We start from the raw sequence: 14,641 nt of genomic DNA on the forward strand, positions 1-14,641 counted from the left end.
ACTCTCCACAAAACTAAGCCAAAGGAACCGTTGCCCACACCAGCGCGCCGCGCCCCGGCGCACTATCAATACGCAGTTTGCCGCCCAACAGCTCGACCCGCTCGGCCATGTTGTTCAGGCCAATGCCTTTCTGCGGCGGCAACTGGTCGGGATTGAAACCCTTCCCGTTATCGCGGATTTCCATCCGCACCTGTTTGCTATTCTTGTGCAGGCGCACTTCTACTTCGCTGGCCTGCGCATGGCGCTCAATGTTCATCAGCGCCTCCTGCGTCACCCGGTAGAGCATCAGGGAGGTGCGTTCCGGCAAATCCTGCAAGCGGACAGAACAGATTTTGTTGACCTGGATGCCGTTGCGCTCCTCGAAATCCCGCAGCAACGCATCCAGCGCATCTTCCATCTCATTGCGCATTTCGTGGGAAATCCGCCGCACTTCATCAATAGTTTCGCCCAAGGTCGCCATGGAAACGTTCAGGTTATCCTCGTAAGCGCCATCACTGCGGGCAATCTGCTTCTGCGCCAGCTCAATCCGGCGTCTGGCCGCCGCCAGCATTTGCAGCACATTGTCATGCAACTCACGGGAAAAATGGCGGCGTTCATCCTGCTCCAACGGGCTGAACAGACTGTTGCCACCCTGCCCCGCCAGCCAGCCGCCACGCCGCCGCAACAGCAGCCATGCGCCCAGTGCACCGACACCCGCCAACAACAGCGCCGTCAGCAACAAGCTGATATAAAACTGCGGCAGATGGTCGCTACGGTTTGCCCATACCAGCAAGTCCGACAGGGATTGGGTTAGGAAATTGCCATCGCGTTTGCTTTCCAGTTCCGCCCTTGCCTGCACCCCTGGCTCTGAGTTCAACCACTCATTCAAACGCTCTGCCAGACCGGGAGCGTTATACACCGCCAAAACATAATCTTCGCGCAAAAAACTGCCCAGTGGCGGCTCAATGCTGAAACTATCACGTATTTCTTTCAGATCCTCACTCCGCATGTCCCCAAGGACAACACCATCCCCCGCATAAGCGTCCAAACCTTTATCAACCGTCTCTTTCAAGCACTCCACCGCCTCATCCCGGTTAACGACACCAAGCATCCGGGCATGGGGAAACAACCCCGAAACACTGGTAGTTGTCACTGTAGAGCCAACCGATTTCAGCGGCCTGTTACAATTGGTTTGCGGATTTGTTTCCTTGTCCTGGATTTTTGAATCCAGCACGCCTATCCTGACAGGTTCACCAGCATACAGGGCAGAAACTTTCTCTTTCCTGATCAGTACCTTGGCATTAGTAGTGAAAAATATTTGCGTAAACTCCCCTTTGAATGCCCCATCTTCAGGCTCCAGCCCCTCTACACGGCTTTGGGTGCCCGAACTGGGCCCGCACAAAATCCCCGGTTGCTTATTCAGGTCTCGCGGAAACTTATCAAAACGCCAATCCGCCCGCGTGATTGGTTCAGACACCAACCTATAACCTGGGTCTTGCTGACTTTTTTCCGCCAGATAATCATAAACACGACCGCAAAAACCCAACAGGCTCCTTTTCTTGTAACTCACCGGGCTTCCGTCAGAACTGTAACCGAATGTCAGCACCACTCCTTCCGCCCTTCCTTCGGGCATGGCCGCCAACATCGTCACCGATACCGCAATGCCAGCTATAACTGTTTTGATTCCCAACTGTTTACTCACTGATCACTCCCATGCACAAGGCAAATTACACTCAGGAGTCTAGTCTAAATTTTCCGCAACCTCTTTATCCTCCCCACATCAAGGGAGGATAAAGAAGTTTTGCGCTGCAGCCAGCTCATGAATAACCCGCCTTGCCATACTGGATGGCAGGCTCGGCGGCGGTATCATCCCCTTGCATTGCAGCAGACTCCGGCTCATCCAGCAACGCATACAACGCCAACCCCGCCCCCAGCATGACCAGCCCGGCGAACAGCACCCAGAATGTCAATTGCATGACAGGCCGGTAATCATCCAGCAAGCCCAAGCTATCAACTGCAAATACGCCCACACTGCAAAGCGTCAGCACCAGAAAAAAGGCTTGAAACCTTTTGTTCCAACGGATGAGCGTGGATACAACAACAGGCTTGCGCAAGGCGTGGTAGTGATAACTCAGCATGAACAGGCACTCCAGCCCCAGTAGCAGGCTGACCAGCAACACCGTCACGTTACTCTCGGGAAACAGCGCTTTGATTGCCGCCACATCCACACCCATAACCAGTAGCAGCAACAAGCTTCCCAACAAAATTTCCAGTGATTTCATCTTGATAACCTCCAGCAATCCAAACATCCAATCCTGATAGGCGAGAAAAACTAACCACCGCCGCTACCGCCACTGCCGCCACAACCGCCATCGCCCCCTCCGAATCCCCCATCACCTCCTCCGCAACCACCACCATTATTGCCAGAAGAAGCGGTAACCCAGGCCGTGTGGCCGCAAGCGCTGCAACGGTGTTCAACCTGATGCTTGTCATTACGGATGCCGGTTGAATGGAAGACCTTGCGCTGCTTGCAGGCAGGGCACTTGCCCCTGTTGACGATGGCGTAAACGACCAACACCCCCACCCCTAGTAACAGTAATATCAATACATTATCACCTGACTGGCTATCGGTGCTGGCCTGCGCCACATCCGTTACCGCCAACCCCACGCTGATGCCTGCCCCGGTCAGCCAGCGCTGGCGCAACCATGCCCAAACTGCTGGCGGACGGGGCAGCAGCCAGTGGGTACGGGTATTCACCAGACGCAAATGCGGGGTATCGCGCAGCCGTTCGCCGGGCGTTTCCCAGATGTCGGCAGGCGGCACTTCCCCAAACCAGCGCTGATAACTGGCGAGGGTTTGCGCATAGCTGCGGTGAAAGGCATTGCTTTCCTCCAGACCACCGCGCGAAGGGATGTGGTGCAGCGGTTTGCCCAGCACCGTCCCGCACAAATCCTGCCAGTAGGATTCGGTGTAAATCAGGTGGAAATGCCAGGTCTGGTCAACCGCTTCACACGGGCACACAAAATGCCCCGCCGCCTGTGTCAGGAACAGGTAGCGTTGGTATTCGCGGAACACCCGTTGTGCATAAGCGGCAGACCAGCCATTCATGCGCGCCAGCTTGCCCAGAAAGGCCAGCGGCACATCTTCGTAGGTGTGCACCTGGAAGGCTTGCAGGCGCTGATATAAATCCGCCCATTCCAGGCGGATCTGCAATGCGGCAGGCAGTGTAGTATTCATGATAAACCTCCGTGGTTGGCAAGGGACACATCACCTGTTTTACCCTTACCACTGGCGCAGGACTATCGGGATCATTACCTAAGCGCATGAAAATAAAAACCTAAGTAATAGGGAAAAATACTGGGCTGGCTACGTATTTCCCGCAATGCGCTTATCTTGGATTACGTCAACAAATACAGAATGGGGTTAAAGCCGATACGCCTTATCAGGTGATGGCACGGCGGTTCCGGCAGATGGCCTGAGCTTCCTTGTGTCCACGTTCAGCAGCCCTTTCAAACCAGCGCATCGCCAGTTCCTTGTCTTGCGGTACGCCTTCGCCCCAGGTATACATCCAGCCCAAAGCCAGCATGGCGTCAGCATCCCCTTGGGCAGCGGCTTTCCTGTACCACTGCAAGGCTTCGGCGTAGGTTCTGTCCGAGCGGTACAATTCCCCCAACTTGCCAAAGACCTTGAGATACCCGTATTTGGCAGCCTTGCTGAACCATGCCAGCGCCTGTTGCCTGTCAGTCACCACACACATTTCGCCCAAGCCAAAGTAGGCGGCAGCATCGCCCTGGGCGGCAGCCTTGTGGAACCATGCCAGCGCCTGTGCATGATCCTGCTCCACGTAGCGACCCTGTAAATACATGAAGCCCAGCTGGCTCTGGGCAGCCGCTTTCCCAGCTTGTGCATCCTGCTGAATCTGCTCAGCGGCAGCAAACCAGTTCAGCATGTCCTGGGCGGCAGCGCTTCCCCCGACAGCGGCTTTGCCAAACCATTGCCGCGCCACACCAATGTCACGCTGGAGATAACTTGCACCATATTGAAACATGCCCATATTGTACTGAGCCTTGGCATGACCCTGGGCAGCCGCTTTATCGAACCATGCCAGCGTTTGTTCGTTGTCGGCAACATAACCATCATCCAAATAACCCTGACGTAAAATCATCCCCATGCTGTACTGGCCAGTCGCATCGCCTGTTCGAGCAAGTTCCTCTACAGGTTGGACAGCCCTGAGTTTCGTCAACTCATCTTTATCGCTACGCCCTTGGGCAGCCGCTTTTTCGAGCCAATGTAGCGCCTGTGTGAAGTCCTGATCGACCCCGCCTAAGCCATCACAATACATCCAGCCCGTTTCATACTGCGCATCGGCATGACCTTGGGCAGCCGCTTTCAAAAACCATTCCAGTGCTTGCTCCTCATCTTCGATTGCACGGAGGCTCCCGGCCTGACCACCATCATCCCAACTAACACTGACACCATACTGATACATCAAGCCAAGAATATATTGGGCTACCGAATGCCCTTGCTGCGCCGCATCAACATACCATTGCAGAGGCAGCCTCAGCTCCCGCAGCACGACGTGGAGAGGGTTACTAGCCCATTGCTCCGCCGCTTCGTAACGCCAGTGGAGCACCTGGAGATAGTCTTGCCCAACACCCTGGCCCTCACGATACATCTCCGCCAGCTTATCCATGGCCTCGCTACAACCCTGAGCTGCTGCCTGCTCGAACCAGTGCAGAGCTTGCGTATAATCCTGTTGCACGCCATCGCCATAAAAATACGCCTCCCCCAAGCTGAACGACTCATAGCCATAATCAGTCTGGCAGGCAGGCTGGGGCGGCGCTGGTTGCCCTGGAGAAATGAACCCTTTGGCAGCGGCTTCGGCATAACACTGCTGTGCCTGCTCAACGTCCTTGGCAACGCCTTTGCCCTCGGCGTACATCCAACCCAGTGCCAGTTGGGCACGGCCATCCCCCTGGGCGACAGCCTTGTGGAACCACTCCAGCGCCTGCGCGTAGTCCTGCTCCACGCATTCACCCTGATGCACGATTCCCTGCACATGCAGCCCAACCAGCGGGTAGCCATCCAGCACATGTTCGCCGTGGCAATACATCATGCCCAGGTAATACTGAGCAGTGGGATTCCCCTGGACGGCGGCGTTCCTGAACCATTGCAACGGTATTTGCAGCAACCCATACAGGGCTTGGTTTACCCCCCGGAGTACAGCTTGGTCGAACCATTGCAGCGCCTGCGCGTAGTCCCGCTCCACGCCTGCGCCCAGAAAGTATTGCAACCCCAGCTGGTGTTGGGCGGCGGCATCACCAGCGCTGGCGGCTGTTGCGATGGCATTTTTATGCGATTCGCTATCCATCGATGTCAATGGCTCCTGAGTAAACTCATGCTTATAACAAGCTCCGCTCCTGCAAATACTTGAACAGGGCGACCTTGCTGTTGGTTTCGGTGCGCTGGTAAATGGCGCGGATATGCGCTTCGACCGTGCGCTGCGATGCAATGTCCAGCTTGCGGGCAATCACGCCAGCCGGGTCACCATCTGCCCACAGACGGGCGACTTCCAGCTGTCTGGGGGTCAGTAAGCTGGTGGCGTCCGGATTGGCAGATTCTGGTTCTTCCCCATCCACATCCGCTACAACCGGCGCAGACGCTACGGGAGGCCGGTTAGGCAGAAAACCTGCAACCGACAAAGCTGGTTTCTTGGTCAGGCTACGCCAGCGCCACCACACCCGCAGCATGATCAGCAACGCCAGCAAGGCGGACAAGATGCTGCCGAACAAGCGCACGGCAGGCAAATGATCATCCCTCACGATCCAGCGCAGGGCACGAATAAAGCTATCCTCCGGCACGACCAGGGCTGCGGCAGCCGCTTTGCCCTGGTCTGAAACCACCCAGCCATTCACCACCTTCAGCAATTCGGGGGAGTTGTACACCACCACGGCGTATTCTTCGCGGGAATAGCCGTGCAGAGCCGGTGCAATCACATAATCCGCCTGCTTGTCCAGTTTAATATCATTCGCCAGCATATCCGCCAGAATGATTTCATCGCTGGCATAAGCGTCAATCGCCTCTTGCTGGTCAGCAGGTAGCAATAAATGCCTGATCGCCTCGGCGCGGTTTGTTTGCCTGAGCACATGAGCCATCGGGTAAACGCTTCTGATCAGGGAAGTGGTAATCGCGATAGGTTGCGTGGGGTCTTCCAGCAAACCGATCCGTAGCTTGCCGGGCTGAGTGTAGAGCCGCTCCAGTTTGTCGCGCCGAATCAGCAATTTGGTGGAAGTCAGCGCGAATGGCGTGGAAAAATCAGCGCCAGATCCATTCCCCAGTGTATGTAAAATTTCCACCCGCTGCCGGGTGATGGAGTCCGGGCCGCACTGGATGCCGGGTTTCCCCGCCAGTTTTTCCGCGAAAGGAACGAAACGCTCCTCAAAATGCAATTCACGCGGTTCCAGCTGATAATCCTTCCCGCGTAGAAATTCAGCTAATAGACCGCAATACCCCAGAATCTCCCCGGTTTTTTCGTTACGGATGATTTCAGTGGAACTGACCGGGCTACTATCCGGGTTGTAGCCAAACACCAGCGGTTCCCCAGCGGACACAAAGCTTGCAGGCAAGCCGCCCATAACAGCCGCCAGCACCAACACTCCGGATTGCAGGGCACGACGCTTACCCATATTCCACTCCTGCTGAAATTATCCATCCGTCAGGATTCTAGACTATCCGGCGGTCTATCCGCACCCCTGGAACGGACACAAAAAAGCCGGGGCGTACCCGGCTTTTTCGCTATGGCTGGAAAGCGTGCGCTTTACGCTGCGTAGTTGGCCGCCGCGAAATCCCAGTTCGCCAGATTGTTGATGAAGGTCTCAACAAACTTGGGGCGCAGGTTGCGGTAATCGATATAGTAAGCGTGTTCCCACACATCCACGCACAGCAGCGCGGTGTCGCCAGTGGTCAGCGGCGTGCCTGCCGCGCCCATGTTCACGATGTCGACGGAACCATCAGCCTTTTTCACCAACCAGGTCCAGCCGGAACCAAAGTTGCCGACAGCGGATGCAGTGAAAGCTTTCTTGAATTCGTCGAAAGAACCCCACTTGGCGTTAATGGCGTCAGCCAGTGCGCCGGAAGGCTCTCCGCCGCCATTGGGTTTCATGCAGTTCCAGAAGAATGTGTGGTTCCAGACCTGGGCTGCGTTGTTGTAAACACCACCGGCAGGCGCGGATTTCACGATGTCTTCCAGACCCATGCTTTCAAATTGCGTGCCTGGGATCAGGTTGTTCAGGTTGGTGACATAAGCGTTATGGTGCTTATCGTGGTGGAATTCCAGCGTTTCGGCGGACATGTGTGGGGCAAGTGCGTCTTTTGCGTAAGGCAGGTCGGGTAGCGTGTGAGCCATGGGTCGTTACTCCTCTGGTAGTTGGTCTTCAGATTTATGGACAGGGCGTAAGATAGGCCATTTTCAACAAAATGTGCAATAAGCCCGTGTTTGATTGCTGAATTGTCATATTGTTTCAGAAGCGCTTGTGATCCGCGCCGATCAGTTCGATCTGGTAGCCATCCGGGTCTTCGAGGAAGGCGATGATAGTAGTACCGGCATTCATCGGCCCGGCTGCGCGGATAATCTTGCCGCCCGCCGCCCGCATGTTTTCGCAGGCTGCGTACACGTCCGGCACTTCCAAAGCAATATGGCCGAAAGCCGTGCCCAACTCGTACTTGTCCACGCCCCAGTTATAGGTCAGCTCCAGCACCGTGTGGTCGCTTTCGTCGCCATAACCGATGAAGGCAAGGGTGAACTCACCCGCCGGGTAATCCTTACGCCGCAACAGTTTCATGCCCAACACATGGGTGTAGAACTCGATTGAGCGTTCCAGATCGCCGACGCGCAGCATGGTGTGAAGGATTCGCATGGTGAAACTCCTGTGGTGGTATTCAGCTATTCTGCCCGCATCTATTGGCGGGCGCATCTAAAATCAATCATACGTCTACAAGGCGGAAGATTACCATCAGGGCTATGACAACCTGAACACCGGTACAGGGTATTGCCAGGTGGTGACCAGCACTAAAGTGCGCAAGTTCCGCGAAAAGTTCAAAGCCCGACTAGCTGGCTAGCCCGGCAATCACCACACCCCATACCTCCAGCCGTTGGGGCAAAGTGCCCAGCACCTTCCCCATCGCCAACGCTTCCGCCACGCCAATGCCATGGGAAGAAACCGGCGCTTGCATCTGTTCCAGCTCCTCCGGCTTGAGCTTGAGGATCATGCCCGGCGAATGTTTGACGGAAACCACCGCGTCGATCAGGATCACATGCTCATGGCCGCGCATGTATTCGAGCAATTCCAGGCCGGGGCGGTCAAGCTTGTGCAGCACCAGCGTACCGGCCTCCAGCCGCGTTTTTACCCAGCTTTCTTCCGCCAACACATCGACGGCGCTCCAGCCCGCAATGTCATCCTCAAACGGTGAGCCGATGCCGATAATGGCAGTTTTGGCGGAGGGAGGAGGAGGATTAGCCACGATTCACCTTCAGCCGCAAAAAATGCGTGGCGCAGGAAATGCACGGGTCGTAATTGCGGATCACCTGTTCTGCCCGCAGCTTCAGCGCTTCATCGCTGTTGTCCAGCCCGAAGGCGTGCAGGGACTGGTGTAAATCCTGCTCCATGCGCGCCTGGTTCTGGCTAGTTGGTGGCACGATCCGCGCGTTTTTCACCGTGCCGTCAGCATTGAAAGCGTAGCGATGCCAGAGCAGCCCACGCGGTGCTTCGGTACAACCAAAGCCGACAGCCTCGCGGGTGTTGACGGGTACATGCGGCTGGTCAGGCAGAGAATATTCCGCCAACAAACGGATGGCCTCATCCATGCTGTAAGCAATCTCCAGCGCCCGCGCCGCCATGCTGTGGAACATATTGAGGCTGGGGAACTGCACCGGGCTGCCTGCCAGCAATTCCAACAACTGCGCTGGCAATTGCTCACGCAACAAATTCACCCGCGCCAACGGCCCCACCAGATAGGGTTTGCCGTGCAAATGCGCGTGCAAAGCAGTGGAATACGGCATTTGGAACTCATTGAAATGCTGTTCATATTCCCCGATACCAATATCCAACCCGTTATCGGAAATGATGCGCCCCTCATTGAACGGGTATTCGTCAGGGTGATGCAGGGCGACGGAAACGAAATCCTGCTGGTCATCGGGCATCGGCAGGTTGACCACCCAGCGCACCAATTCATAGGCGTCTGCCCGCGCCGCTTCCAGCTCAGCTTGCAGCGCCCGCATCTCATCCAGCGCTGGGGCGGAGTAGAAACCGCCCACGCAGGCATTGACCGGATGCACCGAACGCCCACCAACCACGCGCATGATACGGTTGCCCAAACCTTGCAGTTTCAGGCCACGGCTGACCACATGCGGGAAAGTTTTCGCCATCGCCAGCGCATTGTCAAAGCCGAGGAAATCGGGCGCGGCCAGCAAGTGGATGTGCAGCGCATGGCTCTGTATCCATTCCCCGCAATACAGCAGGCGGCGCAAAGCCCTTGCCCACGGCGTAATCTGCACGCCGAACGCCATTTCCGCCGCATGTACTGCGCTCATCTGGTAGGCGACCGGGCAGATGCCGCAGATACGGGCGGTAATGTCCGGCACTTCCTGAAAGTCGCGGCCTTCCAGTAGTTTCTCAAACAGGCGTGGCGGCTCGAAAATGCTGAACTTGAGGTTGGTAATCGTGCCGTTGTCGATGTCGAGTTCCAGCGCGCCTTCGCCTTCCACGCGCGCCAGCACCGGGACGCGCACGCTGACTTTACGCTGCTCCTGCATAGATCACTCCTTGCGGGCCATAACAGCCGTAGCAGCCACGCCCCATGTGCGGGCAGATGGCATTGCAACCGGCGTGGGTATGTGGGCCGAGACAATGCTGGCCTTGCGTTACCACCACGCAGACGTTACCGCGCCGCTTGCATTCGGCACACACGCTTTCACGGCTGGCTGCCGGGGTTGCGCCGTGCAACAGGGTGGCGACCGCCTGCATGACCTGTTGGGTATTGACCGGGCAGCCCCACAGCTCCAGGTCGACTTTCACGTGTTTGGCGATGGTGGTGGCTGTGGAGAGGCTGTCGAGGTATTCGGGGTGGGCGTAAATGGCCTGATGCCAGCCGCCGTTGTCGTGGATGTTACGCAACGCCTGCACCCCGCCCGCCGTGGCGCACGCGCCGATGGTAATCAGGTAACGGCTGTTGGCGCGGACTTGCCGGATGCGTTCTTCGTCGTGATGGGTGTTAACGCTGCCTTCAACGAAGGCGATGTCGACTTGCACATCTTCATTCAACATACCGGCTTCGGCGAAATGCAGTATCTCGACCCGTTCCGCCAATTGCAGCAGCGCTTCCCCGGCATTGAGGAAGGCCAGTTGGCAGCCATCGCAGGAGGAAAATTTGTGTACGGCGACCGTCGGTTTGGTGTTGTTCATTGCCATGTCAGAACCCCTTCACCCCTAACAGGCGGCTAATGGCGGGCAGTGGAAACACCGGGCCATCCTTGCAGATGAATTGCCCGCCGAACTGGCAGTGCCCGCAATGGCCGACCGCGCAGTGCATATTGCGCTCCATGCTCAGCCAGATATCGTCCGCCGCCACCTGGTGCTCCAGCAGGCGCTGGCTGGCGACCTGCATCATGATTTCCGGGCCGCACAGCATGGCGATGGCGTTGTCCGGTTCAAATATCGCCTTGTCCAGCAAATCGGTGACGAAACCCTTGTCGAATGCCCAGTGTGGCGTGGTTTCATTCGCCGCCAGCAGGATTTGCGTATTGGGCAATTGCGCCCAGCCTTCGTACTGTTCGCGCCAGATCAGGTCGTTGGCGTGTTTCACCCCCTGCATGATGATCAGGCGGGCGAAACGGTCACGGCGTTGTTGCATGAAATTGATCACCGACACCACCGGGGCGCAGCCCAGCCCGCCGGTAATCAGCAGCACGTCACGGCCTTCCGCTTCCGCCATCGGCCAGCCGCGCCCGTAGGGGCCGCGCACGCCGATGAAGTCGCCTGCCTGCAACGTTGCCATCGCGCGGGTAACGCGCCCAACCACGCGGATGGTATGGTCGTACAGGTTGGCATTATCCGGGTCGGAGACGATGGAAATCGGCACTTCGCCTACACCATGCAGGTAGAGCATGTTGAACTGCCCCGGCGCGAAGCTGTAGCTGGCTTGCTGGTACGGGTCGGTGAATTGCAGGCGCAGGGTGAAAATGTCCGGCGCTTCCTGGATACGTTCGACGATTTCAGCTTCGTGCGGGAGGTAAGCGTTGTTCATGTGGTCAAACTCCCTACTTCTTCCGTCAGGTCGATGCCAACCGGACACCAGGTAATGCAACGTCCGCAGCCAGTGCAACCGCTACGCCCGAATTGTTCATGCCAGCCTGCCAGCTTGTGGGTCAGCCATTGCCGGTAGTAATCCGCATGGCTGCGCCGCACTGCACCGCCATGGATGTAGCTGTGATTGGGGTCGAAACAGGAATTCCACAGCCGTTCATGGGTGCTGCCTGTTCCGTCCAGTGCAGGATGTTCCACTTCCTGATGGCAGAAACAGGTCGGGCAAACGCTGGTGCAGTTGCCGCAAGCCAGACAGCGCGCGCCGACTTCCTGCCAGTGTGTGTGCTGGAGTTTGTCATACAGTGGCGGCTTGTCGGGCAGGGAACGTTGTTGCTGGCGGGCGGGCTGCATCCGTTCCTGTGCAGTCAGTAACTGCTCCTGGGTGGCTTGGGCCAGCGGTAACTGGTCGGCTATCTGCTGGCCTTGTTCAGAGCCGGTTTGCAGCACAAAACCCTCAGCCGTTTCGCTTAGCAGCAGGTCGTAGCCATCGAGAATATCCGGCCCGTCGCCAGTCGAAACACAGAAACAGGTGGCAGCCGCATGGGTGCAGTTAACGCCGATCAGCAGCAGGTTTTCACGCCGCTGCTGGTAATACGGGTCGGGGTAGGTTCCGTGCAGGAAATGCTGATCCTGAATCGCCAGCGCCGCCAGGTCGCAGGCACGCACGCCGAGGATGGCGGTTTTCTGCGGCTTGGGCAGGATGGTCTTGAAATGCAGCCTGCCGGATTCGTCGCGCACCGCTTTCCACAGACTTTCCTGCGGCGCGAAAGTGTACGGCTTGATGGCGGACGCACCGTTCGCCCAATCGAACCAGTAAGGGGAACCGGTTTGATGCAGGCGGTAACTGCCGGGTTGCTGTTCATCCTGCCAGCCCTGCGGTAGTTGCGCCACCTCGTGCAGCTGGTCGAACACAATGGAACCTTGACGTACCTGCGGGCCGATGCAGGTAAAGCCCGCCGCTGCCAGTGTTTCCAGCATGGCGGGGAAATCTGCCCTCGCAAGAAAATGGTGCATGGTAATCTTGCTCCATTGCTTGTAACCATTTTTAGTTTAGTCCCTGCCTCGGCTCTTGTCATTGCCATACATCAACACAGGCACGCGCAACAGTATGGCTCTGAGCGTTACAGGGCTTTTCTATAACCCTGAGCGCGCTGGCTCGCCTGTTCGCGGAAGGGGTTGGCGGTTTCCACGGCGGCTTGAGCGCGAAGAATTACATCAGCCTGACCAAAGCCTCCCGCGCCACCGCTACCCGCGACTTACAGGAACTGGTACAACTGGGGGTACTGCACAAGGTGGGGGAGTTGCGCTATGCGCGGTATTGCCTGAATTCACGGGTGTGTGTCGGCAGTCTGTCCGGCGTTTGAAGTACAATGGATATTGTGTTGCCCATAGACAGACATGGTGATGACAATATCGACATGCCAAACAGTGTCACATGGAAAATTTTACCCCGGAGAATCAATGACGAATTTCAAAGACAAAGCCAATCTGATTTGGGAAGTGGCAGACCTGTTACGCGGCGACTATAAGCAGTCCGATTATGGCAAGGTGATTTTGCCCATGACCGTCTTGCGCCGCATTGATTGTGTGCTGGCTCCCAGCAAGCAAAAAGTACTCGACTACCTGCCGAAAGTAGCAAAGCTCTCGGATAGCGCCAAAGACCTGACCTTAAACAAAATTGCCGGGGTGAATTTCCACAACCGTAGCCAGTTTGATTTTGCCAGAATCATTGCCGACCCCAATCATGTGGCGGCTAACCTGCGTAACCACATCAATGGTTATTCCGCTTCAGCCAGGGAAATCATTGAGTATTTCAACTTCGATGACCAAATTGAACGTATGGATGACCCCAAGGCGGACATCCTGTTTCAGGTGGTCAAGAAATTTGCCGACATTAATCTGGCAGACATGGATTCCATGCAGATGGGCTACGTGTTTGAAGACCTGATCCGGCGGTTTGCAGAGCAGTCCAACGAGACTGCCGGGGAGCATTTTACCCCGCGTGAAGTCATTAAGTTGATGGTTAATATTCTGTTTGATGCTGATAGCGAGTCTCTGACCCAGCCCGGTATTGTCAAAACCCTCTACGACCCGGCTTGTGGGACAGGGGGGATGCTGTCGATTGGTGAGCAACATCTTAAGGATTTTAATTCTGGCGCCAAACTGGAGGTGTTCGGGCAGGAAATCAACCCGGAATCCTACGCCATCTGCAAATCCGATATGCTGATCAAAGGGCAAAACCCGACCAATATCAAATTCGGCAATACCTTTACGGTCGATGGTTTGCGGGATGAGAAATTTGATTACATGCTCTCCAATCCGCCGTTTGGGGTGGACTGGAAAAAAGCCCAAAAGATCATAACCAACGAACACACGGATCAAGGTTATGCCGGGCGTTTTGGCGCTGGTTTGCCGCGTATCAATGACGGTTCCTTGCTGTTCTTGCAACACATGATTGCCAAGATGAAAACGCCACCCAGAGACCCGGAACAGGTCGGTGGTAGCCGCATTGGTATTGTTTTTAATGGTTCCCCACTGTTTACCGGGCAGGCGGGAAGTGGTGAAAGCAATATCCGCCAGTGGATTATTGAAAATGATTGGTTGGAGGCGATTATCGCTTTGCCGGATCAGCTATTTTATAACACGGGTATTTCCACCTATATCTGGGTTCTGAACAATCATAAAGACCCTGAGCGCAAAGGTTTGGTGCAGCTCATCAATGCCACGGGCAGCAAGGATGAGGATTTGATCAAGGTCGGGGAACGGGATTTCAATCGTTTCTGGGAAAAGATGCCGCGCTCGTTGGGCAACAAGCGCAAGCAGATACCCGAAAACGGTGAGACCAAAGGTATCGGCTTTATCACCAAGCTGTACGGTGATTTCACCGAAAACGAATTTGTCAAAATCCTGCCCAATGCATTCTTTGGTTATTGGCGGGTAACAGTCGAACAGCCACAAAAAGATGATGACGGGAATATCGTTACTGGACGCGATGGTTCCCCCAAAGCCGACACCAGCTTGCGTGACTACGAGAACATTCCGTTTTTGCAGAAAGGCAAGCACAACCAGTTGATCCCGCAAACCATTGAGGAATATTTCGGGCGTGAAGTGAAACCTCACCTGCCCGATGCCTGGATTGACGAAAGCAAGACCAAAATCGGCTACGAGATCAATTTCACCAAATACTTCTACGAGTTCAAACCGCTGCGCTCACTGGCGGAGATCAGGGCTGAAATCCTGGCGCTGGAGGAAAGCAGCCTGGAACTGGAAAAGAAGGTGCTGGAATAAATGGAGGGCGTAC

General features: G+C 56.1%; 14 protein-coding genes. 2 read left to right on the plus strand and 12 right to left on the minus strand.

Annotated elements, in window-relative coordinates:
- Nucleotides 1–13 precede the first annotated feature (13 nt).
- The 12 genes from THINI_RS25650 to THINI_RS09360 form a co-directional block, all read right to left on the minus strand.
- Nucleotides 14–1,456, minus strand: coding sequence for a sensor histidine kinase (locus THINI_RS25650; RefSeq protein ID WP_211206969.1), 1,443 nt, complete (start codon nucleotides 1,454–1,456; stop codon nucleotides 14–16).
- A 340-nt stretch (nucleotides 1,457–1,796) separates the two neighbouring features.
- Nucleotides 1,797–2,261: a hypothetical protein gene (locus tag THINI_RS09310; RefSeq protein ID WP_002708348.1), complete on the minus strand. Its 465-nt coding sequence runs from the start codon at nucleotides 2,259–2,261 to the stop codon at nucleotides 1,797–1,799.
- Between the two features lie 50 nt (nucleotides 2,262–2,311).
- Nucleotides 2,312–3,217, minus strand: coding sequence for a glycine-rich domain-containing protein (locus THINI_RS25970; protein ID WP_002708349.1), 906 nt, complete (start codon nucleotides 3,215–3,217; stop codon nucleotides 2,312–2,314).
- Nucleotides 3,218–3,422: 205 nt separating this feature from the next.
- Entirely contained in the window at nucleotides 3,423–5,351 is a 1,929-nt protein-coding gene (locus THINI_RS09320) for an SEL1-like repeat protein (protein ID WP_002708350.1), read from the minus strand.
- Between the two features lie 31 nt (nucleotides 5,352–5,382).
- Entirely contained in the window at nucleotides 5,383–6,666 is a 1,284-nt protein-coding gene (locus THINI_RS09325) for a LuxR C-terminal-related transcriptional regulator (RefSeq protein WP_002708351.1), read from the minus strand.
- 131 nt (nucleotides 6,667–6,797) lie between these two features.
- Entirely contained in the window at nucleotides 6,798–7,385 is a 588-nt protein-coding gene (locus THINI_RS09330; protein WP_002708352.1) for a superoxide dismutase, read from the minus strand.
- Nucleotides 7,386–7,500: 115 nt separating this feature from the next.
- A complete protein-coding gene (gene gloA / locus THINI_RS09335; RefSeq protein WP_002708353.1) occupies nucleotides 7,501–7,896 on the minus strand; it encodes a lactoylglutathione lyase in 396 nt (131 codons plus the stop codon).
- A gap of 190 nt (nucleotides 7,897–8,086) precedes the next feature.
- Nucleotides 8,087–8,500, minus strand: a complete 414-nt coding sequence (locus THINI_RS09340) for a hydrogenase maturation protease (RefSeq protein ID WP_002708354.1) — start codon at nucleotides 8,498–8,500, stop codon at nucleotides 8,087–8,089.
- The gene (locus THINI_RS09345; protein ID WP_002708355.1) at nucleotides 8,493–9,791 is read right to left on the minus strand and encodes a Ni/Fe hydrogenase subunit alpha; all 1,299 of its coding nucleotides are present in this window, start codon (nucleotides 9,789–9,791) and stop codon (nucleotides 8,493–8,495) included. Before THINI_RS09345 ends, THINI_RS09340 begins: the two co-directional genes overlap by 8 nt.
- Complete coding sequence (locus tag THINI_RS09350; RefSeq protein WP_002708356.1) at nucleotides 9,775–10,446, minus strand: NADH-quinone oxidoreductase subunit B family protein; 672 nt, start codon at nucleotides 10,444–10,446, stop codon at nucleotides 9,775–9,777. Before THINI_RS09350 ends, THINI_RS09345 begins: the two co-directional genes overlap by 17 nt.
- A gap of 1 nt (nucleotide 10,447) precedes the next feature.
- Nucleotides 10,448–11,281, minus strand: a complete 834-nt coding sequence (locus THINI_RS09355) for an FAD/NAD(P)-binding protein (protein ID WP_002708357.1) — start codon at nucleotides 11,279–11,281, stop codon at nucleotides 10,448–10,450.
- The gene (locus tag THINI_RS09360) at nucleotides 11,278–12,354 is read right to left on the minus strand and encodes a 4Fe-4S dicluster domain-containing protein (RefSeq protein ID WP_002708358.1); all 1,077 of its coding nucleotides are present in this window, start codon (nucleotides 12,352–12,354) and stop codon (nucleotides 11,278–11,280) included. The genes THINI_RS09355 and THINI_RS09360 overlap by 4 nt, the downstream gene beginning before the upstream one ends.
- Nucleotides 12,355–12,536: 182 nt before the next feature.
- On the opposite strand from THINI_RS09360, the gene THINI_RS25140 reads away from it, so the two are divergent.
- On the plus strand, nucleotides 12,537–12,704 hold the full coding sequence (locus THINI_RS25140) for a hypothetical protein (RefSeq protein WP_154724388.1): 168 nt from the start codon (nucleotides 12,537–12,539) through the stop codon (nucleotides 12,702–12,704).
- Between the two features lie 97 nt (nucleotides 12,705–12,801).
- Nucleotides 12,802–14,628, plus strand: a complete 1,827-nt coding sequence (locus tag THINI_RS09365) for a type I restriction-modification system subunit M (protein WP_002708359.1) — start codon at nucleotides 12,802–12,804, stop codon at nucleotides 14,626–14,628.
- Nucleotides 14,629–14,641: the final 13 nt, after the last annotated feature.

This window comes from Thiothrix nivea DSM 5205, from assembly GCF_000260135.1.
Classification (GTDB): domain Bacteria; phylum Pseudomonadota; class Gammaproteobacteria; order Thiotrichales; family Thiotrichaceae; genus Thiothrix; species Thiothrix nivea.